Annotated in this window: 21 protein-coding genes and 1 pseudogene; 5 read left to right on the forward strand and 17 right to left on the reverse strand. The window is 67.6% G+C overall.

Translation table 11 applies throughout. The features are described from left to right. Positions 1-158 precede the first annotated feature (158 nt). From DIE23_RS07970 to DIE23_RS08005, 8 genes and pseudogenes are all read right to left on the reverse strand, one after another. Positions 159-603: pseudogene (locus tag DIE23_RS07970) on the reverse strand (excisionase family DNA-binding protein). A gap of 95 nt (positions 604-698) precedes the next feature. Further along, a complete protein-coding gene (gene hpaI, locus DIE23_RS07975) occupies positions 699-1,502 on the reverse strand; it encodes a 4-hydroxy-2-oxoheptanedioate aldolase (RefSeq protein WP_124611618.1) in 804 nt (267 codons plus the stop codon). Positions 1,503-1,510: 8 nt separating this feature from the next. Continuing rightward, positions 1,511-2,314, reverse strand: coding sequence for a 2-oxo-hept-4-ene-1,7-dioate hydratase (gene hpaH, locus DIE23_RS07980; protein ID WP_124611619.1), 804 nt, complete (start codon positions 2,312-2,314; stop codon positions 1,511-1,513). A 19-nt stretch (positions 2,315-2,333) separates the two neighbouring features. After that, positions 2,334-2,726, reverse strand: a complete 393-nt coding sequence (locus tag DIE23_RS07985) for a 5-carboxymethyl-2-hydroxymuconate Delta-isomerase (RefSeq protein WP_124611620.1) — start codon at positions 2,724-2,726, stop codon at positions 2,334-2,336. A gap of 29 nt (positions 2,727-2,755) precedes the next feature. After that, entirely contained in the window at positions 2,756-3,604 is an 849-nt protein-coding gene (gene hpaD / locus DIE23_RS07990; protein WP_124611621.1) for a 3,4-dihydroxyphenylacetate 2,3-dioxygenase, read from the reverse strand. Positions 3,605-3,648: 44 nt separating this feature from the next. Further along, positions 3,649-5,112, reverse strand: coding sequence for a 5-carboxymethyl-2-hydroxymuconate semialdehyde dehydrogenase (gene hpaE / locus DIE23_RS07995; RefSeq protein ID WP_124611622.1), 1,464 nt, complete (start codon positions 5,110-5,112; stop codon positions 3,649-3,651). A 22-nt stretch (positions 5,113-5,134) separates the two neighbouring features. Continuing rightward, positions 5,135-5,899, reverse strand: coding sequence for a fumarylacetoacetate hydrolase family protein (locus DIE23_RS08000; protein WP_124611623.1), 765 nt, complete (start codon positions 5,897-5,899; stop codon positions 5,135-5,137). Further along, positions 5,896-6,585, reverse strand: coding sequence for a fumarylacetoacetate hydrolase family protein (locus tag DIE23_RS08005; RefSeq protein ID WP_124611624.1), 690 nt, complete (start codon positions 6,583-6,585; stop codon positions 5,896-5,898). Before DIE23_RS08005 ends, DIE23_RS08000 begins: the two co-directional genes overlap by 4 nt. Positions 6,586-6,737: 152 nt before the next feature. On the opposite strand from DIE23_RS08005, the gene hpaR reads away from it, so the two are divergent. Then, positions 6,738-7,178: a homoprotocatechuate degradation operon regulator HpaR gene (hpaR, locus tag DIE23_RS08010; protein WP_124611625.1), complete on the forward strand. Its 441-nt coding sequence runs from the start codon at positions 6,738-6,740 to the stop codon at positions 7,176-7,178. 78 nt (positions 7,179-7,256) lie between these two features. Here the strand turns inward: hpaR and DIE23_RS08015 are convergent, their stop codons facing one another. After that, positions 7,257-8,468: an SDR family oxidoreductase gene (locus DIE23_RS08015; protein WP_124611626.1), complete on the reverse strand. Its 1,212-nt coding sequence runs from the start codon at positions 8,466-8,468 to the stop codon at positions 7,257-7,259. A 647-nt stretch (positions 8,469-9,115) separates the two neighbouring features. On the opposite strand from DIE23_RS08015, the gene DIE23_RS08020 reads away from it, so the two are divergent. Then, positions 9,116-9,457, forward strand: a complete 342-nt coding sequence (locus DIE23_RS08020) for a DUF3564 family protein (protein WP_124611627.1) — start codon at positions 9,116-9,118, stop codon at positions 9,455-9,457. Positions 9,458-9,832: 375 nt separating this feature from the next. Beyond that, positions 9,833-11,728: a penicillin-binding protein 2 gene (locus tag DIE23_RS08025; RefSeq protein WP_124611628.1), complete on the forward strand. Its 1,896-nt coding sequence runs from the start codon at positions 9,833-9,835 to the stop codon at positions 11,726-11,728. Positions 11,729-11,857: 129 nt separating this feature from the next. Here DIE23_RS08025 and DIE23_RS08030 read toward each other — a convergent pair whose 3' ends face one another. The 5 genes from DIE23_RS08030 to DIE23_RS08055 form a co-directional block, all read right to left on the reverse strand. Beyond that, on the reverse strand, positions 11,858-13,579 hold the full coding sequence (locus DIE23_RS08030; protein ID WP_124611629.1) for a cation:proton antiporter: 1,722 nt from the start codon (positions 13,577-13,579) through the stop codon (positions 11,858-11,860). Positions 13,580-13,788: 209 nt separating this feature from the next. Further along, a complete protein-coding gene (locus tag DIE23_RS08035) occupies positions 13,789-15,213 on the reverse strand; it encodes a cytochrome c (RefSeq protein WP_124611630.1) in 1,425 nt (474 codons plus the stop codon). Then, the gene (locus DIE23_RS08040; RefSeq protein WP_124611631.1) at positions 15,210-16,988 is read right to left on the reverse strand and encodes a GMC family oxidoreductase; all 1,779 of its coding nucleotides are present in this window, start codon (positions 16,986-16,988) and stop codon (positions 15,210-15,212) included. The genes DIE23_RS08035 and DIE23_RS08040 overlap by 4 nt, the downstream gene beginning before the upstream one ends. Next, positions 16,988-17,725: a gluconate 2-dehydrogenase subunit 3 family protein gene (locus DIE23_RS08045; protein WP_124611632.1), complete on the reverse strand. Its 738-nt coding sequence runs from the start codon at positions 17,723-17,725 to the stop codon at positions 16,988-16,990. The genes DIE23_RS08040 and DIE23_RS08045 overlap by 1 nt, the downstream gene beginning before the upstream one ends. Positions 17,726-18,366: 641 nt before the next feature. Then, the gene (locus DIE23_RS08055; protein ID WP_124611633.1) at positions 18,367-18,783 is read right to left on the reverse strand and encodes a DUF3995 domain-containing protein; all 417 of its coding nucleotides are present in this window, start codon (positions 18,781-18,783) and stop codon (positions 18,367-18,369) included. A 351-nt stretch (positions 18,784-19,134) separates the two neighbouring features. Between DIE23_RS08055 and ald the strand changes: the two genes are divergently transcribed. After that, positions 19,135-20,250 (forward strand): alanine dehydrogenase, encoded by a 1,116-nt coding sequence (gene ald, locus DIE23_RS08060; RefSeq protein ID WP_124611634.1) that lies wholly within the window; start codon positions 19,135-19,137, stop codon positions 20,248-20,250. A 33-nt stretch (positions 20,251-20,283) separates the two neighbouring features. Here ald and polX read toward each other — a convergent pair whose 3' ends face one another. Further along, positions 20,284-22,050, reverse strand: coding sequence for a DNA polymerase/3'-5' exonuclease PolX (gene polX / locus DIE23_RS08065; RefSeq protein ID WP_124611635.1), 1,767 nt, complete (start codon positions 22,048-22,050; stop codon positions 20,284-20,286). A gap of 167 nt (positions 22,051-22,217) precedes the next feature. Further along, complete coding sequence (locus DIE23_RS08070) at positions 22,218-22,610, reverse strand: TraR/DksA C4-type zinc finger protein (RefSeq protein WP_124611636.1); 393 nt, start codon at positions 22,608-22,610, stop codon at positions 22,218-22,220. 341 nt (positions 22,611-22,951) lie between these two features. On the opposite strand from DIE23_RS08070, the gene DIE23_RS39440 reads away from it, so the two are divergent. Continuing rightward, positions 22,952-23,125, forward strand: a complete 174-nt coding sequence (locus DIE23_RS39440; RefSeq protein ID WP_185646404.1) for a hypothetical protein — start codon at positions 22,952-22,954, stop codon at positions 23,123-23,125. Between the two features lie 82 nt (positions 23,126-23,207). On the opposite strand, the gene DIE23_RS08075 is transcribed toward DIE23_RS39440, so the two are convergent. Beyond that, positions 23,208-24,620 carry an undecaprenyl-phosphate glucose phosphotransferase gene (locus DIE23_RS08075; RefSeq protein WP_124611637.1) on the reverse strand — a complete coding sequence of 471 codons (1,413 nt, stop codon included), beginning with the start codon at positions 24,618-24,620 and terminating at the stop codon, positions 23,208-23,210. Between the last annotated feature and the right edge of the window lie 9 nt (positions 24,621-24,629).

The raw sequence follows: 24,629 nt of genomic DNA on the forward strand, positions 1-24,629 counted from the left end.
GCCATTCATCAAGAATCACAGCTTCGACGGAGTCGCCAACGCGGAAAACTCGTGTCGTGAAACAAGCGGCAGGCAGTCCCGCGGTTCGGGACAAAGCACCCAAGCATCGTTGCCAACTGTGAACGGCGACCTCGTCATTCGTAGCCCGTTCTGAACTCTTACGCTTGCCGGCTCAGTTCTTCCGTTGCATCGATACTCACCTGATCGCGTTCCGTCTTGTAGCGCGTCAGATCGGACAAGCGCACACAACGGTGCTTTCCGGTTTTGTGATACGGCAGCGCCTTCGATTCGAGAAGCTTGATGAGATGCGGCCGCGACACATTGAGCAATGTCAGCCGCTTCCTGCGTCGTCAGCCCAGCATGAACAGGCGCGACCTTGACGGCGTTGCCATCGGCGAGTTCGGCGAGGATGTCGACCAGCAGGCGCACTGCAGAAGTCGTGAGTTCGACTTGATGCGCGCGATTCTCGTCGTCGAAAATTTGGATGCGCTGTATTTCCGTTCGCGTGGCGGGGTAAGCCGCCAGCGCACCCTGCCCTTCGACAGCCGCCTGCACCTCGCGCTCCACGGGCAAGATCGTGTCAGACGTCGACGTATGGGGCATCGCGCACTCCGAATGTAGGTTTTGGAATGCGAAATTTTGATCTCGGCAAACGAAATTCGATCGAACTCTATAGAACTGGCAACCTCCGGTATCGCTCAATACGTCGCATCCCGCTTCGTCGCCACCCCACCCTTCCCCTTGAACTGCGCCGCCAGCCGCTCCGCACTCCTCGCCAGCAGCGTCGTATCGACCCCGACCGCAACAAACAGCGCCCCCGCTTCCAGATACCGCCGCGCCGCCGCCTCATCCGCGCTCAGAATGCCCGGCGCCTTCCCTGCCGCCTTGATCGCCCGGATCGCGCCGTCGATCGCCGCTTGCACGTCCGGATGCCCCGGATTGCCGAGATGTCCGAGATCGGCCGCCAGATCGGCCGGCCCGATGAACACGCCATCGACGCCTTCCACCCGCGCAATCGCGTCGATCGCGTCAAGCCCGGCACGCGTCTCGACCTGCACGAGCACGGCCATCTCGTCGTTCGCCCGATGCAGGTAGTCGCCAACGCGGTTCCAGCGCGACGCGCGCGCCAAAGCACTGCCGACCCCGCGAATTCCATGCGGCGGATAGCGCGTCGCGGCCACCGCCGCGCGCGCCTCATCGGCGCTCTGCACCATCGGCACGAGCAACGTCTGCGCGCCGAGATCGAGCACCTGCTTGACGATCACCGGATCGTTCCATGGCACGCGTACGACCGGATGCGACGGATACGGCGCGATCGCCTGCAGTTGCGCGAGGATCGTCGGCACCGTATTCGGCGCATGTTCGCCGTCGATCAGCAGCCAGTCGAAACCGGCGCCTGCAACGACTTCGGCGCTGTACGGATTCGCGAGCCCGAGCCACAGCCCGACCTGCGCGTCGCCGCGCGCGAGCGCGGCCTTGAAGACATTCGACGGAATCTGCATCGCTCGCCTCACTCGAAGTAGCACTGGATCGTCCCGAGCGGGCCGTAGTCGACGCTGAACGTGTCGCCCGCGCGCGCCGCGCACGGCCGCGTGAACGAGCCGCCGAGCACGATCTGCCCCGGCTCCAGCGCGACGTCGAAACGCGACAGCCGGTTGGCGAGCCACGCGACGCCATTGGCCGGATGGTTCAGCACGCCGGCCGCGACGCCCGTTTCCTCGACCACGCCGTTGCGCGACATGATCGCCGCGACCCAGCGCAAATCGACGTCCTGCGGCCGCACCGGCCGCCCGCCGATCACGACGCCCGCGTTCGCCGCGTTGTCGGCGATCGTGTCGAATACCTTGCGCGGCCGCTTCGTATCGGGGTCGATCGACTGGCTGCGCGCGTCGATGATCTCGAGCGCGGGCACGACGTAATCGACCGCGTCGTACACGTCGAAGATCGTGCAGTTCGGGCCCGCGAGCCGCTTGCCGAGCACGAACGCGAGTTCGACCTCGACGCGCGGCACGATGAAGCGGCCGGTCGGGATCGTGCCGCCGTCGTCGAAGAACATGTCGTCGAGCAGCGCGCCGTAATCGGGCTCGTCGATCTGCGACGTGTTCTGCATCGCCTTCGACGTGAGGCCGATCTTGTGGCCCTTGAGCGTGCGGCCTTCCGCGAGCTTGAGGGTCACCCACGCACGCTGGATCGCATACGCGTCGTCGATCGTGATGTCGGGATGGTCGAGCGAGATCTGGCGGATCTGCGTGCGCTCGCGCTCGGCGTCGTGCAGACGCCGAGCGAGCTGGTCGATGATGGCAGGTTCGAGCATGGTCGGATCGGGAATGGGTTCAGCCGGCCCGCTTGTAGCGGGCGTGGATGTTGTTGTACTTGTACGAGCCGCTTTCGCTGAACTCGGTCAGCTCCATCGACAGCGCCAGATAACGCTTCGCGTACAACTCCGCGAAATGCGCCTTGATCGCGTCGAACAGCGCATCGCACGCGACCTTCTTGGTCTCGTCGCTACGGCCCGAGCCGATCTTCAGCGTCACGTGGACGAACGCGTCGTCCGCAGTGCCGTCGGCGACGCAGTAATCCTGCAACTCGATCGCGCGCGAGCGGATGCCGCCCGTCGGAAACACGCCGCCTTGCGCGATCAGCGTCGCGTTGATCGTGCGCAGCAGCGCGGGAATGCGCGCGTCGTCGCGGATGTTCGCGGTGTATTCGACGACGATGTGTGGCATGGCAACGCTCCGGGTAGGTGATGCGGCGCTCAGGCGAGCGGGAAGATCGCGTTGATCTGCCCGGTGCCCGAGCTCGCGAAATAGTCGGTGACAATCTCGACGGGCTTGTCGTAGCGATCCCAGCCGAGCAGGCCGAGCAGCATCGCCGTGTCGTGCATGCCGCCTTCGCCGTGACAATGCGTGTTGTACTCGGGCAGCATCGCGCAGAAGGTCTTGAAATCGCCCTGCTTCCACAGCTCGACCACCCGCAGGTCGACCTGCCGGAAGAACTCGCGGCTGATCTGGTGGATCGATTCCTCGGGACTGCCGTTGTCGTTGAAGCGGTGCGACAGCGAACCGCTTGCGAGGAACGCGACGTTCGAATCGCTCTTCTCGATCGCCTCGAGCAGCGCCTCGCCGAAGCGCCGGCTTTCGTCGAGCGTGTGCCACATGCACCAGCCGGCGATCGACACGACCTTGAAGTGCTGGTCGCCGTTCATGTAGCGCATCGGCACGAGCGTGCCGTATTCGAGTTCGAGGCTGTCGATCTCATGCGCGCGCGTCGCGATGCCGCGCGCGCTGGCCGTCTCCGCGATCAGGCGGCCGAGTGCCGGATTGCCCGGATACGCGTACTCCATGTCGCGGATGAAATGCGGCAGCTCGTTGCTGGTATACGTGCCCGCGAACCGCGCATTGCAGTTCACGTGATAGCCGGCGTTGACGAGCCAGTGCACGTCCGACACGACGATCGTGTCGACGCCGAGCGCGCGGCAGCGCTCGCCGATCAGCTGATGGCCGCGGATCGCCGCTTCGCGGCAGCCGTGATGCCTGCCGGGCAACTCCGACAGGTACATCGACGGCACGTGCGTGATCTTCGCGGCGAGGGACAGTGTGCCCATCGTCAAGTCTCCTTACTTTTATGCGGCGAAACGCCCCACGCCCGTTACACGCCCCAGCGAGGAATGTGATGCGAACCCATCGAGATGCACACGTTCTTGATCTCCGCGAACACCTCGAAGCTGTACTCGCCGCCCTCGCGCCCGATGCCCGACTCCTTCACGCCGCCGAACGGCTGGCGCAGGTCGCGCACGTTCTGGCTGTTCACGAACACCATCCCGGCCTCGATGCCGCGCGCGAGGCGATGCACCTTGCCGACATCCTGGGTCCAGATATACGACGCGAGCCCATAGGACGTATCGTTCGCAAGCCGCAGCCCTTCTTCCTCGTCCTCGAACGGAATCAAACACGCGACCGGCCCGAAGATCTCTTCCTGCGCGATGCGCATCCTGTTGTCGACATCGGCGAACACGGTCGGCCGCACGAAGTTGCCGTTGCGCAGATGGTCGGCGAGACCGGCCGGCTTGTCCGCACCGCCCGCGACCACGCGCGCGCCTTCCTGCTCGCCGATCCGGATATAGCCGGTCACCTTCTCCCAGTGCTGGCGCGTGATCATCGCGCCGAGTTGCGTCGCCTGATCGGACGGATCGCCGACGACCAGGTTGTTCGCGCGGCGCGCGAACTCCTGCACGAAGCGGTCGTAGATCGTGCGCTGCACGAAGATCCGCGAGCCCGCGGTACAGCGCTCGCCGTTGATCGAGAAAATCGTGAACAGCGACGCGTCGAGCGCACGGTCGAAATCGGCGTCGTCGAAGATCAGCACCGGCGACTTGCCGCCGAGCTCCATCGAATACTTCTTCAGACCCGCGCGCTCCATGATCCGCTTGCCCGTGACCGTGCCGCCCGTGAACGACACCGCGCGCACGTCCGGATGGCGCACCAGTGCGTCGCCGGCGGTCGCGCCGTAACCCTGCACGACGTTCAGCACGCCCGGCGGAATGCCGGCCTCGAGCGCGAGCCGGCCGAGCTGGTCGGCCGTCAGCGGCGACAGCTCCGACATCTTCAGCACGGCCGTGTTGCCGAACGCGAGACACGGCGCCGTCTTCCACGTCGCGGTCATGAACGGCACGTTCCACGGCGACACCAGCGCGCACACGCCGACCGGCTGGTACAGCGTGTAGTTCAGCATCTGGTCGTCGACCGGATACGTGCGGCCATTCATCTGCACGCACACTTCCGCGAAGAAATTGAAGTTCTCGGACGCGCGCGGAATCAGCTGCTTGCTCGTCTGAGCGATCGGCAGGCCGGTGTCCTGCGTCTCGAGCGCAGCGAGCATCGGCACGTTCTTCTCGATCAGCTCGCCGAGCTTGCGCATCAGCTTCGCGCGCTCCTTCGCGGGCGTGTTCGCCCACTTCGGGAACGCCTCCTTCGCCGCGCGCACGGCCGCGTCGACCTCGGCCTCACCGGCCGACGCGACGTCGGTGATCACCTCGCCCGTCGCGGGGTTCAGCGTCGTGAAGGTCTCGCGGCTCTCGACTTCGCGGCCGTCGATCCAGTGCTTGATGGTCATCTGCTCTCCTTGGGCGACGGGCTCAGCCGGCGCGATAGTAGTCTGCTTCGCCGACGATCGTGTTCACGAGCCGGCCGATCCCTTCGATTTCGGTCACCACCTCGTCGCCCGGCTTCGTGTCGGCCAGCCCTTCCGGCGTGCCGGTCAGGATCAGGTCGCCCGGCGAGAGCGTCATGAAACTGCTGATGTGCTCGATTAGCGCGGGCACGTCGAAGATCATGTCGCGCGTGCTGCCGCGCTGCGTCTCCTGGCCGTTCACCGTCGTGCGCAGCATCAGGTCGCCCGCGTCGCCGATCTCGTCGCGGCTGACGAACCACGGCCCGAGCGGCGTGCAGGTGTCGCGGTTCTTCACGCGCAGGTTCGGGCGGTAGTAGTTTTCGAGGTAATCGCGGATCGCATAGTCGTTCGCGACCGTGTAGCCGGCGACGTGGTCGAGCGCTTGCGCGCGGCTCACGTTGCGCGCCGGGCGGCCGATCACGACGGCCAGTTCGCACTCGTAGTGCATGTGCGTCGCGTCCGCCGGGCGCACGGTGCGCGACCGGTGGCCGATGAACGTGTTCGGCCCCTTCAGGAAGATCAGCGGCTCGCTCGGCGCCTTGAACGAGAGCTCCTTCGCGTGGTCCGCGTAGTTGAGGCCGAGCGCGAACGTCGTGCGCGGTGCGACGGGCGGCAGCCACGTCACCCAGTCCTCGGCGACCACGCGCCCCGTGTCGAGTCGGATCGCGCCGTCGCCAGCCGGTTCGGCCGCGTGCAGTGCGCCGTTGTAGATCACGCGCGCCGTCTTCATCGTGCCTCCTCCGCAATCAGCGTATGCCGCAACGTGCCGATGCCGGCGGCGGCAATCTCGATCGTGCTGCCCGCGCGGGCACGCGGGGCGCCGCCCGCGACGCCGAGCAGCAGCACGTCGCCCGCGTCGAACGACATGAATGCCGTCACGTCGGCGATCAGTTCGCGCACCGGGCGGATCAGCGTGGCGGTCGATGCGGATACCGCGGCGGCGCCGTCGATCCGCACGGTCAGGCCGATCGCGTCGACATCGCCGACCGCGGCCGCCGGCACGATCGCCGGACCCAGCGGGCAGAAGCCATCGCGGCACTTGAAGCGCACGGCCGGACGGTAGTAATCGGGATGCGGGACCGACACGTCGCTCGCGAGCGTGAAGCCGTACACGTAGTCGAGCGCCTGCGAGGCCGGCACGCGCGTCGCGCGCCGCGAGAACACGACGGCCACCGACGCGCCGATCTCCAGCGCATCGACGCCCGCCGGCACCACGACGGCCGCGCCGTCCGCCGCATGCGTGTTGGCCGGCTTGATGTAGAGGATCGGCGCCTGCGGCGGACGGCCGTAAGGCGGTGCGTGCACGGCATCGCCGAGCGCGTCGAGTGCAGCGCGCTCGTTGAGCAGCGCACCGTAGACGGTACCGATGGCGACCGGCAGCGGCGCCGCCGCGGCGGTCCTGCAAGACAGCTCCATGCGTCATTCCCCTGCCGCGCGTCGCGGCGCATCGTCAATAGTTAACATCTTAAGTAAATAATCGAACCCTGGCAACCTCGATTACCCTGATACACGAAATTCATCACCGTCGGCTGTTAAGATTGATGCGTCCCCGTCCATTCCCCACCCCGATGAACCGTACGCTCGACCATCGCAACCTGGCCATGCTGCTGCTCGAAGCCCGCGAAACACTGATGGGCCTGTTCCGCCCCATTCTCAAGGAATTCGCGCTGACCGAACAGCAATGGCGGATCATCCGCGTGCTCGACGGCGAGCCCACGCACGCGCTCGAAGCGGGACAGATCGCGCGCCGCTGCTGCATCCTGAGCCCGAGTCTCACGGGCGTGCTGGAACGGATGGAACGCGACGGCCTGATTACGCGCACGCGCGCGCAGGAAGATCAGCGGCGGCTGCTGGTGAGCCTGACGCCGCAAAGCAGGAAGCTCGTGACCGAAATCGGCCCGCGCATCGACGAGCAGTATCGCCAGCTCGAAGCGCGTTTCGGCCAGGACGGCCTGGACGACATCTACCGTGCACTCGACCGGCTGATCGAGCTCGGCAGCGCGTCGTAAGGCCTGCCGCCGCCGGACCACCGCGCGCGGCGGCGAACCTGAGCCCGGTAACCGCCAGGCCCCGAATCGCGCGGGCGGTCAGTGCTGCGCGCCGCGCATCAGTTCGGTCACCGCGACGCCGCGCGACGTGCGCATGCATTCCTCGACGTAATCGACGAACGGCAGCGGCTCGAAATCGATTTCGTCGCGTACGCGGCGGTTGTCGAACACGCGATCGACCATCGCGAACTCCGCGCCACGCTGCAACGCCCTGCCGATCACACGCTCGAGCGCCGGATCAGATCGACCGAGCACGTCGCGCACCACGAGCGGCAATTCGGCCGGCGCACAGGCCGCGTAGCGCGGCGCGCCCGTCATGCCGGCCGCCTCGTCCATCGCGCGCACGATCTGCGCGACCTGCGGCGCCTCGTCGCCGGCCGACACGTGGTACACGTCGTGCATCAGCGTCGGCTTGACGGCCAGCAGCATCGTCGCGCGTGCGACGTCGTCGACCGACACGATGTCGATGCGCGTCATCGGCCGTGCGGTGAAGCGGCGCGCCGCGTGCGCGACGCGGAACATCCAGAACGAATTCGGCGCGGGCCGCGTGCCGAGCACCGTGTGACCGACGACGTGCGAAGGACGCACGACGACGAGCGGCAGCCCGAGCGCGCGCAGGCGCTGTTCCGTTTCGGCCTTCGCCTGCAGGTAGTCCGCCGCGAGCACCGCGCCGTGCAACCCGTCGCTGCCCTGCGCCGCGTTGCTCGCCGCCGCGCCCGCCCGCTCCTCGTAAACGATCCCGCCGCGGCCCGCGTGCGCATAGGCGGTGCCGAGGTACACGAAACGCTGCAGCTGCGGTGCGTGCGCGAACCGCTCGGCAAAGCGCAGCGAATCGGCGATGTCGGCCTGCAGATGCGTACCGTCGGCCGGCGACGCATGGCCCGCGCAGTGAATCACGTGCGTCGCACCGGCGAGACGCGGCGCGTCAGCGCCCTGCCACACGTCGCCGAGTGCACCGACGACCACGTTCGCGTCGCCGAGGCGCGACGCCCAATACGGTGCGAGCCCCGCGCGCAGCGCCGCTTCACGCAGACGCGCGACCGCGTGACCGCGATTCTCGGCGCGCACGACACACACGATGCGCTCGAGCAACCCTGCGTTAACGAGCGCCGTCAGCACGGTACTGCCGATGAAGCCGGTGGCGCCGGTGAGCACCAGCCGCCCGACGTTGGCCGCCGCGACCGGTGCGCTGGCCGGCGACACGAGGCTCGTGCGCCAGTTGAGCGACAACGCGGTTTTCCAGATCAGCACGATAGTCTCCTTCGAAGAATCGGCCGGACGGCGCGGCAGCCCCGGATCGCGGAGCTGCGCACGGCTGTCGGCCGGGCCGGGGCCGACGCTCGCCCCGGCAGTCCCGATCGGGCTGCGGCCCGCGATCGCGTCGATCGCGTCTCCGGCACGAGGCGGCGGCCCGCCACGGACGGGCGTCCGCGGCGCAGGATCGGAAAATGCCAAGTGTGGGGCCCGATCGCTCGCAAGTCTGTCCCGAAAGTTTTGTGAAAGTGTGTGGATTTGTGCGCGAATGTCGGAGTGTGTCGTACCGGCCGGGCTGTCAATTCGTTGAAACGCCCGGTCGGTCGGACAATAATCGGGGTCTTCGCAGCAGGAGTGCCGGCGCTTCGGGCCATCGCTTCGGCGCGACACATCGACGCGGCCTTCCCCAGGTCATCGCATGTCCCGGACACGCCAGCGTCCGGTCACGGCGCGCGGATCGTGGTGCCGCCTGCGTTTGCGCGCGTCAGCGCAATCGCTGTGAATCGTCAGACGTCGTTTCATCGGAAACGACTATAGACGCAATTCGGATTTATTGAGGATTATCACTTGCGTTTCACGACAGTCTATCTAGACTGTTCAAACCAAAACGGTCGAATGTGTCATTTTCTTCAGGAGACGATCCAATGCGCCTCACTATTCGGATTAATGGCAGCGAATCGGCAACCCGCAACACCTTCGCAGTGCTGTGGGTCGACACCGACGAGGGGCTGTGGTCACGCGAGGCACACCAAGGCATCGATCTTCCGACCTGGGGCAAGGTTCGGGACGTAGAAGGCGCGATGGCCCTGTGCGCGGCCGACAGCGGGAATGCCGTATGCCAGTTGAAGGGGTTCAACGCGACGAAACGCGAACAAGGTCCCGCGGTGCTCGCAGGCGAGCACCCCGCCGGCGCGTGGCGCCTGCAGGCGGTCGATCGTTCCACGGTGGAGCCGGAATACCATGAATTTATTTCCGTCGCGCGATAGGTATTTTTGACGGCAATCCTCTGCGGTTTTCGGGTTTATTCCAGTTTCTGCGATATTCATTTCGATATTCAGCAATAACGGCGCCTCTCTCCGGGGCGCTTTTTATTTTCCGGTCCGAAAAATAATCGGGGCCGGATTAATTGCACCACGGCGGCGGTAACGCCCCGCCCGTCCACCCCGCTTCTCTCTGCGGCAGCAAGCATCGCTGCGCCGCCGCTTCCGCCTTCCCCCGCCTTTTTCCGCTCACGCATGACGGGAAATGCGCCTCTTTTATGGGGCCGAAACACACTTTCCTCACATGATGTTTACTCATTTATTACAATCGCATTATTCAGACTGACTTGCCGCCGTCCGGCGGCCCGACCCGGCCCTTGCATGAGCGTGAAAAAAAAGACCCACCCCGCCGATCCGTACGCTGCCGCGACCAAGCACCCGATGCTCGCGTCGCGCCTGCCGATGTGGCGCTCGAAGCTGGTCGTGATCATGGTGTCCCTCGGTTTCGCCGCGCTGATCGGGCGCGCGTTCTGGGTGCAGGTCGCGAACCAGGATTTCTATGTCGGACAAGGCCAGAAGCGCTACCAGCGCACGATCGAGCTCGACGCGATGCGCGGGCGCATCGTCGACCGCAACGGTGCGATGCTCGCGGTCAGCCTGTCGACCTATGAAATCTGGGCGAACCCGAAACAGGTCGCCGAAATCGACTATCCGCAGCTCGCGAAGCTGCTCGACATGCCGCTCGCGGAAGTGAAGCGCCGCCTGCGCAACGACCGGTCGTTCGTGCTGCTCAAGCGGCAGATCGACGCGGACACTGCGAGCCGGCTCGACAAGCTCGAGATCGACGGCATCACGCAGATCGCCGACTCGAAGCGCTTCTATCCGGAAGGCGAATCGGCCGCGCACGTGGTCGGGTTCACCAACGTCGAGGACAAGGGCCAGGAAGGCGTCGAGCTCGCCGCGAATGGCCGGCTGTCCGGTACGTCCGGGCAGCGCGAGGTGATCCGCGATCGACTGGGCCGCATCGTGTCCGACACGCGTCCGCTCGTGCCTGCGCAGCACGGTGCGACGATCGAACTGACGATCGACCGGCGCATCCAGCAGCTCGCGTTCAGCCAGCTCAAGTCCGCGGTGCTCGAGAACAACGCGGTGGCCGGCAGCGTCGTCGTGCTCGACGCGCAGAACGGCGAAATTCTCGCGCTCGCGAACTACCCGACCTTCGACCCGAACGACCGCACCCGGCTGACGGGTCAGCAACTGCGCAACCGCGCGGTGATCGACACGTTCGAGCCGGGTTCGACGATCAAGCCGCTCGTCGTCGCGCTGTCGATCGACGAGCGCAAGGTCACGCCGAACACGATCATCAACACGTCACCGGGCACCTACAAGATCGGCCCGGCCGTGATCCACGACACGTCGAACCACGGCTCGCTGACCGTCTCGCAGGCGCTGCAGAAGTCGAGCAACGTCGCGCTCGCGAAGCTGGCGCTGAACCTGCCCGCCGAAACGATCTGGAACAAGTACCAGGAATACGGGATCGGCCGCGCGCCGGAGCTGACGTTCCCGGGCGTCGCGTCGGGCCGCCTGCGCGGCTACAAGCGCTGGCGGCCGATCGAGCAGGCGACGATGGCGTACGGCTACGGGCTGTCGATGTCGCTGCTGCAGATCGCGCAGACCTACACCGCCTATGCGGGCGACGGCACGCTGCACCCGGTGTCGCTGCTGAAGAACGGCACCGACCCGCAGACGATCAATGCCCATCGCGGCCACCGCGTGACGTCGCCGCAGACCGCGGCGGCGATCCGTGCGATGCTCGAGTCGGCCGTCGGCGAAGGCGGCACGGGCCGCCGCGCGCGCGTTGACGGCTACCGGATCGGCGGCAAGACGGGCACGGCGCGCAAGCAGGTCGGTGCGACCTATGCGAAGGGCAAGTACCGCGCGCTGTTCGCGGGGATGGCGCCGATGAGCAACCCGCGCCTGATCGTCGCGGTGATGATCGACGAGCCGCGCGGCAAGGGCTATTACGGCGGCACGGTGGCCGGCCCGGTGTTCTCGTCGGTCACGAGCGGCTCGCTGCAGTTGCTCGGCGTGCCGCCCGACGCACCGGTCGAGCCGACGCCGAATCCGCCGGTCAAGGCGGCGGCACCACAGAAGACGGTCGCGGCGCCGAAGGCCGCAGTGCAACCGAAGACGGCGGCCGAGCAGAAGGCATCGGCACCTGTGAAAACGGCCGCGCAATCTGGCGCGGCCGTCAAGACGAAGGCCGCGGCAGGCTGAAGCCACCGGGGTGTACCGGGCACCGCGCATAGCGAACAGGCCGCCTTTTCGCCGAGTCGAATGCCTCGCACGCGCCCTTTCGACGGCCGGCGCACTCCCGCTATCCGCGCCAACCCGGCCGCGCGATCGTCAATGCGCGTGCGCGGCCGCCACCGGCTTCGCCATCCTGCCGAGCACGTGCTCGGTCATCCCGCGCGCGAGTTCGCTCTCGCCCATGAACACGGTGCCGATGCCCTCGCTCGACAGCAAGTCGGCCTCGTCGCTGCTGTTCGTGCACAGCACGACCTCCAGCGTCGGGTTCAGCGTGCGCGAGATCTCGACGATCTGCCTCACGTCGAATACGTCCGGCAGCGTGACGACCAGCATCCCGGCGCGCGCGATATGCGCCTGCACGAGCACGACCGGCTCGATCGCGTCGCCCGACACGGCCGCGACACCGTCCGCGCGCAGCTTCTCGACGAGCTCGCGATTCTGCTCGACGACGACATAGGCGATCCCGCGCTCGTCCAGCGCATGCGCGATCCGCGTGCCGACCTTGCCGTAGCCGACGATCACGACCTGCCCGGTCAGATGCGTCTGCGGCGTCGACATCGGTAGCGCGGCGAGCGGATCGTCGCGTGCCTCGAGCTTGCGCGCGAACGCCGAATGCTTGCGGATCCATGCGAGCGCCGGATCGATCATCGCGAACAGCAGCGTGTTCATCGCGATCGAGATCAGCGCGACCGCGAGAATCAGGCTCTGCCCTTCGGCCGACAGCAGCCCGAGCGCCCGGCCGAGCCCCGCGAGAATGAACGAGAACTCGCCGATCTGCGCGAGGCCCGCGCCGACCGTCAGCGCGGTGTTCAGCGGATAACGGAACGCGATCACGAGCGCGACCGCCGCGAGCGTCTTGCCGATCAGCACGATCGCCGCGACCTCGATCACGTGCAGCGGCTCGGCGAGCAGCACCTTCGGGTCGAACAGCATCCCGACCGAAATGAAGAACAGCACCGAGAACGCGTCGCGCAGCGGCAGCGTCTCGTCGGCCGCGCGCCGGCTGAACTCCGACTCGCGCATCATCATCCCGGCGAAGAACGCGCCGAGCGCGAACGACACGTCGAACAGCTTCGCCGCGCCGAACGCGATGCCGACCGCCGCGGCAATCATGCACAGTGTGAACAGCTCGCGCGAACCGGTGCGTGCGACGAGCCACAGGATGCGCGGGAACACGCGCTTGCCGACCACGAGCATCAGCGCGATGAATGCGGCAACCTTCAGCATCGTGACGCCGAGCGTGCCCCACACGCTGCCGCCGGCCGCGTGCGCGTCGCCGGGCGGTGTGCCGCCGAGCAGCCCCGCGACGGGCGGCAGCAGCACGAGCACGAGCACCATCACGAGATCCTCGACGACGAGCCAGCCGACCGCAATGCGCCCGTTCACCGTCTCGACGAGCCCGCGCCCCTCGAGCGCCCGCAACAGCACGACCGTGCTCGCGACCGACAGCGCAAGCCCGAACACGAGCGCCGCACCGAGGCTCCAGCCCCAGGTGAGCGCGAGCCCGCCGCCGAGCAGCGTCGCGACGGTAATCTGGACGACGGCCCCCGGCAGCGCGATCTTGCGCACCGCGAGCAGGTCGCCGAGCGAGAAATGGAGGCCGACGCCGAACATCAGCAGCATCACGCCGACTTCGGCGAGCTGCTGCGCGAGCGACAGGTCGCCGACGAAACCGGGCGTGCCGGGGCCGATCACGATCCCGGCGAGCAGATAGCCGACGAGCGGCGGCATTTTCAGCAGCGACGCGAGGTAACCGAAGATCATCGCGAGACCGAAACCGGCCGCGAGCAACGCAATCAGGCTGACGTCATGAGGCATCCCCCCTCCCGAATTCTTGTAACGATTTAGTAAGGTTAAAGAATGGAAGGATAAGGGATGAGGCGAAAAATTGGCGCGCCACGACGAAAAATACACGCGGTGGCACGCCATTGCAGGGTACAACCCCGGGCAGGCGGAACGCACCCCGCGGGCCGGTTGGCGCCGCGAGGCGGATCGATCGGGCGGGGCCGGATGCCCCGCCGCGTGCGTCAGCGAGACGCCTGCGGGAACCGTGCGCCCGGCGGCGGCTCCGGCCGCGTCGACGGCGTGCCCTTGCGCACCTTCGCGACCTGCGCGGCCGTGATCGTCGCGCCCGTATTGCCCCAGCTCGTGCGCACGAAGTTCGACACGTCCGCCACTTCCTGATCCGACAGGCGCCAGCCGAACGGCGGCATCGTGAAGGTCGACGGCGCCGCATGCGTGCCCTGCAGCGCGCTGCCTTCCAGCACGACGTGGATCAGCGACGTCGGATCCTCGCCCTGCACGACCGGGTTGCCGGCGAGCGCCGGAAACACGCGCGTGTAGCCGTGGCCGTCGCTGCGGTGGCACGCCATGCAGTTGTCGCGATAGACGGCGGCGCCCGGCCTGCCCGCATCGCCGGTCTGCAGCGCCTTCGCCGCGGCCGCGTCGTACACGTGCGGCTGCTCGCCCTGCACGCGCGGCGGTAGCGTCTTCAGGTAGCGCGCGATCGCGGTCAGGTCGGCGTCGGTCATGTGCTGCATGCTGTGGCCGACCACGTCCGTCATCCCGCCGAACGCGGCCGTGCGCAGCGTGCGGCCGGTCTTCAGGAACTGCACGATCTCGGTTTGGCTCCACGTGCCGAGCCCGGTGCGCGGCTCGCCGCGCAGGCTCGTCGGCACCCAGCCGTCGATCGCCGCGCCGCCGGCCAGGAAGTCGAGGCCGCCCACGTCGGTCAGCGCGCGCTCCTGCATCGTCACCGCGCGCGGCGTGTGGCACGCGCCGCAGTGGCCGAGCCCCTGCACGAGATACGCGCCGCGCGCGACCACCGGATCGGTGTACGGCGCCGCATCGAACGGTTTCGGCGTCGGCGCGAACAGCTTGCGCCAGAACGTCAGCGGCCAGCGCATCGACAGCGGCCACACGATGTCGACCGCGCGGTTCTCGTGCTCGACCGGTGCGACGCCGTGCATGAAGTACGCGTACAGCGCCTTCACGTCGTCGTCGCTCAGGCGCGCGTAGGACGGGTACGGCATCGCCGGGTACATCGTGTCGCCGTTCTTGCGCACGCCCTCGCGCACGGCATGGGTGAAGTCGTCGAGCGTCCAGCCGCCGAGGCCCGTCTTCGGGTCCGGCGTGATGTTGGTCGAATAGATCGCGCCGATCGGCGTGTCAAACTTCAGCCCGCCCGCGAACGGCTTGCCGCCGCCCGCGGTATGGCACGCGATGCAGTCGCCCGCGCGGGCGAGGTATTCGCCGCGCTTGACCAGGCTCGCCTCGGCCGACTGTGCGACCGGTGCGGCCGACGGGCCCGAAGCCGCGGCCGGCGCCGCCGGTTGCGCGAAGGCCGACCCGCCGGCGAGACCGAACGCCGCCCATGCCGTGCCGATCGCCAGTGCGCGCCGCAGCGGGGAAATCCGGCGCGCGGCGTTGTGGTGGTTCACTGTCCTCTTCATACGGTCACCAGCGGGGCGGGATTCTTCAGGTATTGCTCGCGGATCGCGCGTGCCGACCAGTAGGCCAGCGCCGCGATGATTCCAGTCGGGTTGTAGCCGATGCCCTGCGGCAGCGCCGACGCGCCCATCACGAACACGTTGTGCACGTCCCAGCACTGCAGGTAGCGGTTCAGCACGCTCGTCTTCGGATCGGTGCCCATGATCGCGCCGCCGACCAGGTGGGTCGTCTGGTACGCGCGCGAATCGAAGTGCTTGCCGAACTCGCGCGTCGACACGCCGATCGCCTTCGGCCCCATCGCCTCCGCGATCTTCTTCATCTGCCCGGTCACGTACTGCGCCATCTTGATGTCGTTGTCCTTCCAGTCGAAGGTCATCCGCAACAACGGCTGGCCGTACGAATCGCGATAGGTCGGATCGAGGTCGAGGTACACGTCGCGGTACGACATGTTCGTACCGTGCGCGTCCATCGAGATCGTGTGCGCGTAGTTGTCCTTCACGGCCTTCTTCCACGCGGCGCCCCACTGCGGCGTGCCCGGCGGCGTCGCGATGCCGCTGATCGGCTTCACGCCGGCCTGGTTCACCCACAGCGGCGAGCCGCCGACGAAGCCGAGCGGACCGTGGTCGAAGTTGTCCGCGTTGAAGTCGTCCACCGCGACGCCGTTGCCGCCCGCGCCGATGAACGGGTTCGTGAAGGTGTCCTTGTCGAAGAACGCCTTGATCGTCGACAGGTTCTGGTACGCGAAATTGCGGCCCACCACGCCTTCGCCGGAGATCGGGTCGTACGGCTTGCCGATGCCCGACAGCAGCAGCAGGTGCACGTTGTGATACTGGAACGCGGCCACGATCACGAGATCGGCCGGCTGGTGCACTTCACGCCCGGCCGGGTCGACGTAGGTCACGCCCGTCGCGCGCTTCTTCGTGTCGTCGAGGTCCACGCGCAGCACGTGGCACTTCGAGCGCAGCTCGAAATTCGGCACCTGCTTCAGCGCGGGCAGAATGTTCAGGTTCGGCGACGCCTTCGAGTACATGTAGCACGCGTAGCCGCTGCAATAACCGCAGAAATTGCACGGCCCCATCTGCACGCCGTACGGGTTCGTGTACGGACCCGACGTGTTCGCCGACGGCAGCCGGTACGGATGCAGCCCGAGCGACTTCGCGGCCTCGGAGAAGCGCTGCGCCGAATACGTATTGAGCTGCGCGGGCAGCGGGAAGTTGTCGCTGCGGCTCGCCTCGAACACGTTGCCGTCGCCGACCACCTTGCCGCCGACCTTGTACGCCTGCCCCGACGTGCCGAACACCTTCTCGGCGAAGTCGAAATACGGCTCGAGCTCGTCGTAGGTGACGCCGGTGTCCTGGATCGTCATCCCTTCGGGGATGAACTTCTTGCCGTAGCGCTCTTCGTAGTGGCTGCGCAGGCGCAACTCTTCCGGCGTGATCCGGAAATGCACGCCCGACCAGTGCAGCCCCGCGCCGCCGACGCCCTCGCCCGGCAGGAACGCGGCGAGCTGCCGGTACGGCAGCGCGGTGTCGTGCACGCCGTGGCGGATCGACACGGTCGTCTTCGACAGGTCGAGGAACAGCTTCTTGCGGATGTTGTAGGTCAACTCGTCGATCGTGTTCGGATACGCGCCGTCCGGATAGGTGTCGCGATACTCGCCGCGCTCGAGCGCGACGACGTTCAGGCCCGCTTCCGTCAGTTCCTTCGCGAGAATCGCGCCGGTCCAGCCGAAGCCGACGATCACCGCATCGACGTGCGGCTTCTTTTCTGCGGCCATCAGGTGCGCTCCCCGTTGATCGAGACCGGGCCGTACGGATAGGGCTTGCCGTTCTGGTTGACGAAATCCATGAAGTCGGCGCGCGCGCCCGGAAAACCGATCATCTTCCACGCAGCCATGTCGTGATTGCCGCCGTGCACCGGATCGCAGAAGTAGCCTTCGCGCGTGTTCTGCAGCAACTGGCCGAAGAACACCGTGGACGGCACGTCGTCGATCTGCGCACCGCCTTTCTCCAGCGCACCGAGCACGGTGTCGCGAGTCGGCGCGTCGAGGTCGGCGAACGCCTTGCCGTGGGCCTTGTCGCAATAGCGATTGACCGCCGCGATGCCGAGCCGGTAAATGTCGCGCGGCACGAGCTTGAGCTGGTAGCCGAGTTCGGGCACGCCCTGCTGGAACGGCCCCTGCATGTACCACGTCGCGCCGTGCGCATACGGGGTTTCCATCTGGCGGTCGATGAATTCGGGCACGCCGGATTCGAGCGCGCCAGGGCCCTCGGCGTCGGCCGGGATCAGCCGGTCAACGGCGGCCTGGATGAACGCCCACTCCTTCGCGTCGAAGAAGGTCGGCTTGTACGGCGCGCGTTCGGCGCCGGCCGACGCGGTGGAGGCATTGCCGGCCGCGGTCGAGGACGACGACGCGCGCAGGTCGCAACCGGCGACCGACGCGATCGGCACGAGCGCGACCGACGTCCGCAGGAAGCGGCGACGCGAGTTGGGTTTGTCGAGTGGCGTGGACATGGTCGGATGTTGATCGTTGGGGAGCGTGGCTCGGGCACGCGCATTCCGCATGCGGCATGCCCGACACGGCAGCCGTGCCGCGCGCGGCCGGCCGCCCTGTTCTTGCGGTGTTGCGAACAACCTCGATGCGGGCGCCGGCCGCGCACCGCGCGGTGGCACCGTCATCGAGCCGCGCGTGTGCCGGTTCCGGCGCACTGCGGAGTCGACCTCTTCGCGGGTCTGATCGTCGGACAAATAGCGGCTTACCGCCCGCATCTGTCCTCATCGCCATGGCTCTGTTCAACTTGGCCGTCGCACCGGCCGACGGCCAGCGCAACGTGCACGACCCTCACTCCGAGCCCGGCGACAAATTGCCGCGAATTATAGATGGAACCGGTTCCATTTCCAAAGGGTTCAATGCAATTCATTACATCGAAAACCGCAACAATGGGGAAATCGTTTTCCGGAATACGCAAGAGCCGTAGTGCGGTCGTATCGTCGATCGCCGGGCCGGACGCACGCACCGGCTTCGCCCGATCGGCGCCGTCGTTTTCTTGGGGGGATCCCCCCGCGCCGGTCGGCGCTTTCCATCGCGGTGCTGCGTCGCGACGCGCGTTACGGCTTCGCTCGCGGCAAAACGGCCGCCCCGCTCGGCGTGGCGCTCACCACGGCCACAGCATCGACGCGATCGACAACGACAGCGCCACGCACAGCGGCGAGTAACACAGACTGTCCAGGCGCGCGAAAAGCGACCCGCGAACCCGCTTGAAGAAGCCCACGTAGCGGAAATCGCCGACCGCGCGCACCGCGAAGATCAATGCGAGCGCAACGACCGCGAACGCGATCGCACTCGGATACAGGTTCGGCCACAGCCAGCCCGCGCGCGACGCCACCGCGCTTGCGCCGGCCAGCAACGCCGCCGCGACGGCGAGCGTGCCGAGCACGGTCGGCCGCAGCAACGGTACGCCGTCCTGTTCCGGAATGGCCGCCCGCTTGCCGAGCCGTCCGCCGAACGCCCAGTAGACGTGAACGAGTGCGATCGCACAAAGCGTCGGCACGCTGAAATACGCGCCCGTCATGTCGGTAAGGTTCCTTGTCTCATCGTGTCGTCGTGTCGTCGTGTCGCGATCCAGCCGGAAGGATTCCGGCGCGCGGCCTCGTTTCGCGCCACACGAGACGATACCCAAACCGTGTACCGCATGCATTGCGACCTCCGGTCGCAATACGCCATGCCGCGTGTTGCGGTGCAGTGCGCGTCGCATCGGGCCGCCGCTTGACTTCCCTCCGGGCACCGCTACCCTTTTATTCCAATACGGCACTCGAACCGTGCATGCGCAACCGTCGCACACGTGCCGTTCGCCGGCACGCATGGTCGAACGATCGCGGCGCGCTCGGGCACGACAACAATGACGAACCCATGGAGACGACTCATGCTGATCGGTGTGCCGAAAGAGATCAAGAACTACGAATACCGCGTCGGCCTCACGCCGGCCGGCGCACACGAACTCACGCGGCACGGCCACCGCGTGCTCGTGCAGCGCGGCGCGGGCACCGCGATCGGCCTGCTCGACGACGACTACATGGCCGCCGGCGCGGCCCTGTGCGACGACGCGCGCGACATCTTCGCGCGCGCCGACATGATCATCAAGGTCAAGGAGCCGCAGGCGGCCGAGTGCGCGATGCTGCGGCGCGGACAGATTCTTTATACGTATCTGCATCTCGCGCCCGATCCCGAGCAGGCGGCCGCGCTCGTGAAGTCCGGCGCGGTCTGCATCGCGTACGAAACCGTGACGGGCCCCGGCGGCGGACTGCCGCTGCTCGCGCCGATGAGCGAGGTCGCGGGACGCATGTCGATCCAGGTCGCGGCAACGCACCTCGAAAGCCCCCGCGGCGGCCGCGGCGTGCTGATGGCCGGCGTACCGGGCGTGCCGGCCGCGCACGTCGTGGTGCTCGGCGCGGGCGTGGTGGGCACCGGTGCGCTGCAGATGGCGGTCGGCCTCGGCGCGCGCGTCACCGTGCTCGACACGAACGTGGCCCGGTTGCGCCAGCTCGACCTGGTCTTCGCGAACCGGATCACGACCGTCTGCTCGAACGCGCATACGATCGACGAAGCCGTGCGCGACGCCGACGTCGTGATCGGCGCGGTGCTCGTGCCGGGCGCGTCGGCGCCGCGGCTCGTCACACGCGACATGATCGCGACGATGCGCACGGGCGCCGTCGTCGTCGACGTCGCGATCGACCAGGGCGGCTGCTTCGAGACATCGCATGCGACGACGCATGCGCAGCCGACCTTCGTCGTCGACGGCGTCGTGCATTACTGCGTCGCAAACATGCCCGGCGCGGTCGCGCGTACGTCGACGTTCGCGTTGAACAACGCGACGCTCGGCCATGCGCTCGCGATCGCCGACAAGGGCTGGAAACGCGCGATGGCCGACGACCCGCATCTACGCGCGGGCCTGAACGTATGCGACGGCCACATCACGTACGAGGCCGTCGCGCTGGCGCTCGGACTGCCGTACGTACCGGCGGAAGACCTGCTGACCTGACTTCGGCGCGCGTGACGGCGCGCACGTGCGCCGTCACGCGCCCTTCGGGCGGCCGCGCTTCGACGCGCCGCTCGCGCCCATCGTGCGCGCCAGCAGTGGCCGCAGTTGCGCGAGCGTGCGCGTGTTGAGCACGTCCTGTCGCGTGAGCCACCCGCGCCGCGCCTGGCCGACACCGTATCCGAGGTGGTCCAGATCGTCCACGCACTGCGCGTCCGAGCCGATCGCCACCGCGACGCCGGCTTTCGCGGCCTCGCGGCACCAGACGTCCGGCAGATCGAGCCGCCTCGGGTCGCCGTCGAGTTCGACGAAGCAATGGCGCGCGGCGGCCGCAGCGAGCACGCGCGGCATGTCGAGTTCGCATGCGTCGCGTTCGCCGAGCAATCGGCCGGTCGGATGCGCGAGGATCGTGAAATACGGATGCGCCATCGCACGCAAGATCCGCACGGTTTGCGCGTCGTCCGACAGGTCGAAGCCTCCGCGCACCGCGCCGACGACGAGGTCGAGCCGGCCGAGCACGTCGTCGGGCACATCGAGGCTGCCGTCCTCGCGAATGCCGGCCTCCACACCCTTCAGCAGCACGAAGTCGTCGAACGACGCGTTGAGGCGATCGATCTCGTCGATCTGCCGTACCAGCCAGTCGCCATCGGTGCGGCCGCCGTCGGTATCCGGCGTGCGATCGGTGACGGCCAGATACGCGAGCCCGCGCGCACGCGCCGCGTCCGCCATCGCGCGCAGGCTGTCGCGTCCGGCCGACGCGTCGGTATGCACATGCAGATCGCCATGAACGTGCTTGCGTTCGACCAGCGCCGGCAGCGCGCCGACGCGCGACGCGTCGATCTCGCCGCGGTCCTCGCGCAACTCGGGCGGCACCCAGTGCAGGCCGATCGCCTCGTAGACGGACGCCTCCGTCGCGCCCGCGATTCGCTCGTCGCCGCGGAATACGCCGTATTCGTTGATCTTCAGGCCGCCGGCCTGCGCGATCCGGCGCAACGCGATGTTGTGCGCCTTCGATCCCGTGAAATAGACGAGTGCCGCGCCGAACGAGTCGGCGTCGACGACGCGCAGGTCGACCTGCAGTCCGTTGCCGAGCACGACGCTCGAACGCGTCTTGCCGTTCGCGAGCACGCGCGCGACCTCGCCATAGCCGACAAACGCATCGGCCACTGCGGCCGGATCGCGCGCCGTCACGAGGATGTCGAGATCGCCGACCGTCTCGCGGCAGCGGCGAAAGCTGCCGGCCGGCACCGCTTCGCCGACGCCGACCACCTTGCGCAGACACTCGAGCAACGGCATCAGCGATTGTGCGGCATCGGGCAACAGGAAGCGCTGCGGCTCGCGCTTCAGGCGGTCGTCGATCGCGTCGAGCAGGTGCGCTTCGGTCTTCGCGCCGAAACCCGGCAACGCGCGTACGTGCCCGCTCTTCGCTTCGGCGCGCAACTGTTCGAGCGAGTCGACGTGCAATGCATCATGCAGCGCCTTGACGCGTTTCGCGCCGAGCCCCGGCACGTCGAGCAGTTCGACGATCGCGTCCGGCAACGCATGGCGCAGCGTTTGCTGAAGTTCGCAGGTGCCGGTCGCGGCGATCTCGCGCAGCTTCGCCGCGAGATCGGCACCGATCGATGGAATCTGGCCGGGATCGCCGCCGTTCGCGATCATCGCCGGAATGTCGCGCCCGTAGTCGGCAATCGTGCGGGCCGCGTTGCGATAGGCACGCACCCTGAACGGGTTGGCGCCCTGGATCTCGAGCATGTCGGCAATTTCGGCGAAGACGGCCGCGCACTCGGCATTGTGGATCGGCATGATCGGCGTGGCTCCCTTCCACGTGGTTGGCGCCGTGCGCTGGCGCGCCGGCGTCTGCCCGCCCGGCGCCGCATGTCGACGGCGGCGGGCGCCCGTTGGTCATCCCGCGCCGATTGCCCGTGTCGTGCCGCGCGGGGCACGCTGCGTGCGCTGCCCCTGCACCGACGTCAGAGCGATGCGCGCGGTGTCGTCGCGTAGCGACGCTCGTACACCGACTGGCAATGCTTGCAGCGCTCGGCGGTCGGGCGTGCGAGCAGACGCTCGTAGCCGACCGGCGCATCGCAATCGATGCACTCGCCGTAGCTGCCGTCGCGCATGCGCTGCTGCGCGCGCCCGATCGCACGCAACTCGGCCAGCTTCATCCCGATCAGCGCGTGATCCATGTCGACGAACAGATCGGCGTTCGCCTCGTCGCCCTCGTCCGGCGCCGCGCCGGCAAGCTCCGCATAGGACTCCGACGCGCGCTGATCCTCGCTCGTCCGGATATCCGCCCGCAACGCCTGCTCGCTCTCGGTCAGCCGCCGCCGCAGCGTCTGCCGTTGCTCTTGATCGAGCGCCATCGCCGTCCCTCCTTTTCCGGGTTCCGCGCAATGAGGCATGCGGCGCGGTTGTCGCGCCGGTGCACAACGGGCCGGAATGCCCGGCTCGCCGTGCCCGGATGCGCATCCGGCCGCACGAAGCGCCGGATGCATTCGACGCAGCATAAACCCAATGCAGACGCATGTGTTGACCGGCGTCAGCGCCAGCACCGTGCGTGCGAAAACCGGGGACCGATGCGAAGACCCCGCGCGCCCGCATTCGTCTGACGCAGCCGCCGTTGAGGTCGATCAATCCCCTGTAAAAAGTTGCGTCATAGATTGAAAGCATGCGCGGAGAATCCGCTGCTTTCCGGGAGAACGTCATGTTGTTCGGCGTCGTCATCTGGGTGGCCCTTGCGGCCCTGTTCCCGACGATGGTCGTGCCGACGATCCAGCACGCCATCCAGCCGTCGAGCGCGCAAGCCGCGCCCGACGCCAGCCCCGCCGCCTCGCCGGCCGCGCTGCCGGCGGCCGCTCAGCCGCCGTCGGACAGCTGAAGCACGGTTTCGGGTTCGCTGTGGCGGGACGCGTCGTGTCGACGCCGAAAACAACGCCACCAATATTTCGCAATCCTCTTCATCAGAACGCATTGCGCCCGACGAAGCCGCGCACGACCGTCATCAGGATGATCTTCATGTCGAACCAGAAGCTCCAGTTCTGCATGTAGAACAGGTCGAACTTCACGCGCGCGGCCATCGCCTCGACCTTGCGGGTCTCGCCGCGATAGCCGTTCACCTGCGCCCATCCCGTGATCCCCGGCCGCACGCGATAGCGATACATGTAGCAGTCGATCAGTTGCCGGTAGAAGTCGTCGTGTTCGATCGCATGCGGACGCGGACCGACCACCGACATCTGGCCGAACAACACGTTGAAGAACTGCGGCAACTCGTCGAGCGACGTGCGCCGCAGGAACGCACCGACCGGCGTGATGCGCGCATCGTTGCGCGAGGCCTGTCGCACGACACCGGGTTGTGCGCGATGCACGCGCATCGTCCTGAACTTGAGGATATGGAACTCGCGCCCGTCGGCACCCTTGCGGCGCTGCCTGAACAGGACGGGCCCCGGCGACGACAGCTTCACGGCGATCGCCAGCACCGTGAGCAGCGGCAGCAGCGGAATCAGCACGGCGAACGCGAACAGCCGGTCGAACGCGAACTTCGCCCACAGTTCCGGTGCGGAACGCGGCGTGGTCGCGAGGTTGATGGCCGGCATGCCGAGCACATCGGTCGCGGATCGCTCGACGACCGCCATCTGCCGCACGTCCGGCAACAGCCGCAACTCGACGAACTCGTCGCGCAGTTCGCGCACGATGCGCTGGATGCGCGACTCGTGCGACAGCGGCAGCGTGAGCCACACTTCGTCGATCTCGCCGCTGCGGATCATGCGCCGCAGCGCGACCCAGTCGTCGATCACGGGCACGCCGCCGATCCCGTCCGCCGCAACCGCGGCCGGTGCATCGTCGTCGAACACGCAGGCCGCCGCGAACGGTCCGGCCGGCTCGAGTTGCATGCGCTCGATCGCCACCCGTCCGTAAGGGGTCGCGCCGACGATCGCGACCCGCCGCTGCCGCGCGCGCGGATCGCCGCGCCTCATCGCCAGCGCGTACAGCGCCAGCCTGCCGAGCAGCAGTGCCGCGTCGCCGGACAGCACCGTCCGTGCGATCCAGCGCGTCGTGACCGTGCCGCCGCGGTTCATGATCCACATCGTGCCGGCCACCGTCAGCGCGCCCGAGCACACGACGGCAACCACCGTGCGCGTCAGCACGGCACCGCTGTCGTGCCGCGACGTCGCGCCGCGCGGCACGCGCACGCTGCGCGGCAACAGCGCGACGGTCAACACGCACAGCAATGCAATCGCGCCGCGTTGCGCGTCCGACAGATCGCGCCACGCGAGCCCCATCGCAGCCTGTGCGGCGAGCGCGCCTGCCAGCACGAGCGCAAGACCGACCGCGGCGATCGCGGCGCGCCGCATCGCATTCGTTCCACCCGCCATCGCATGCAT

The sequence above is a fragment of the Burkholderia sp. Bp9143 genome (assembly GCF_003853645.1).
GTDB lineage: Bacteria > Pseudomonadota > Gammaproteobacteria > Burkholderiales > Burkholderiaceae > Burkholderia.

What these genes read in the sequence shown, in the direction of transcription:
- DIE23_RS08005 (WP_124611624.1), bottom strand. Translation starts at nt 6,585, where the DNA reads ATGGAGCTGTCTTGCAGGACCGCCGCGGCGGCGCCGCTGCCGGTCGCC.
- DIE23_RS08040 (WP_124611631.1), bottom strand. Translation starts at nt 16,988, where the DNA reads ATGGCCGCAGAAAAGAAGCCGCACGTCGATGCGGTGATCGTCGGCTTC.
- hpaD (WP_124611621.1), bottom strand. Translation starts at nt 3,604, where the DNA reads ATGGGCACACTGTCCCTCGCCGCGAAGATCACGCACGTGCCGTCGATG.
- DIE23_RS08055 (WP_124611633.1), bottom strand. Translation starts at nt 18,783, where the DNA reads ATGACGGGCGCGTATTTCAGCGTGCCGACGCTTTGTGCGATCGCACTC.
- hpaI (WP_124611618.1), bottom strand. Translation starts at nt 1,502, where the DNA reads ATGCAGATTCCGTCGAATGTCTTCAAGGCCGCGCTCGCGCGCGGCGAC.
- DIE23_RS08000 (WP_124611623.1), bottom strand. Translation starts at nt 5,899, where the DNA reads ATGAAGACGGCGCGCGTGATCTACAACGGCGCACTGCACGCGGCCGAA.
- DIE23_RS08020 (WP_124611627.1), top strand. Translation starts at nt 9,116, where the DNA reads ATGCGCCTCACTATTCGGATTAATGGCAGCGAATCGGCAACCCGCAAC.
- DIE23_RS08045 (WP_124611632.1), bottom strand. Translation starts at nt 17,725, where the DNA reads ATGTCCACGCCACTCGACAAACCCAACTCGCGTCGCCGCTTCCTGCGG.
- hpaR (WP_124611625.1), top strand. Translation starts at nt 6,738, where the DNA reads ATGAACCGTACGCTCGACCATCGCAACCTGGCCATGCTGCTGCTCGAA.
- hpaE (WP_124611622.1), bottom strand. Translation starts at nt 5,112, where the DNA reads ATGACCATCAAGCACTGGATCGACGGCCGCGAAGTCGAGAGCCGCGAG.
- DIE23_RS08035 (WP_124611630.1), bottom strand. Translation starts at nt 15,213, where the DNA reads ATGAAGAGGACAGTGAACCACCACAACGCCGCGCGCCGGATTTCCCCG.
- DIE23_RS07985 (WP_124611620.1), bottom strand. Translation starts at nt 2,726, where the DNA reads ATGCCACACATCGTCGTCGAATACACCGCGAACATCCGCGACGACGCG.
- DIE23_RS08075 (WP_124611637.1), bottom strand. Translation starts at nt 24,620, where the DNA reads ATGGCGGGTGGAACGAATGCGATGCGGCGCGCCGCGATCGCCGCGGTC.
- polX (WP_124611635.1), bottom strand. Translation starts at nt 22,050, where the DNA reads ATGCCGATCCACAATGCCGAGTGCGCGGCCGTCTTCGCCGAAATTGCC.
- ald (WP_124611634.1), top strand. Translation starts at nt 19,135, where the DNA reads ATGCTGATCGGTGTGCCGAAAGAGATCAAGAACTACGAATACCGCGTC.
- DIE23_RS08070 (WP_124611636.1), bottom strand. Translation starts at nt 22,610, where the DNA reads ATGGCGCTCGATCAAGAGCAACGGCAGACGCTGCGGCGGCGGCTGACC.
- DIE23_RS08025 (WP_124611628.1), top strand. Translation starts at nt 9,833, where the DNA reads ATGAGCGTGAAAAAAAAGACCCACCCCGCCGATCCGTACGCTGCCGCG.
- DIE23_RS08030 (WP_124611629.1), bottom strand. Translation starts at nt 13,579, where the DNA reads ATGCCTCATGACGTCAGCCTGATTGCGTTGCTCGCGGCCGGTTTCGGT.
- DIE23_RS39440 (WP_185646404.1), top strand. Translation starts at nt 22,952, where the DNA reads ATGTTGTTCGGCGTCGTCATCTGGGTGGCCCTTGCGGCCCTGTTCCCG.
- hpaH (WP_124611619.1), bottom strand. Translation starts at nt 2,314, where the DNA reads ATGCTCGAACCTGCCATCATCGACCAGCTCGCTCGGCGTCTGCACGAC.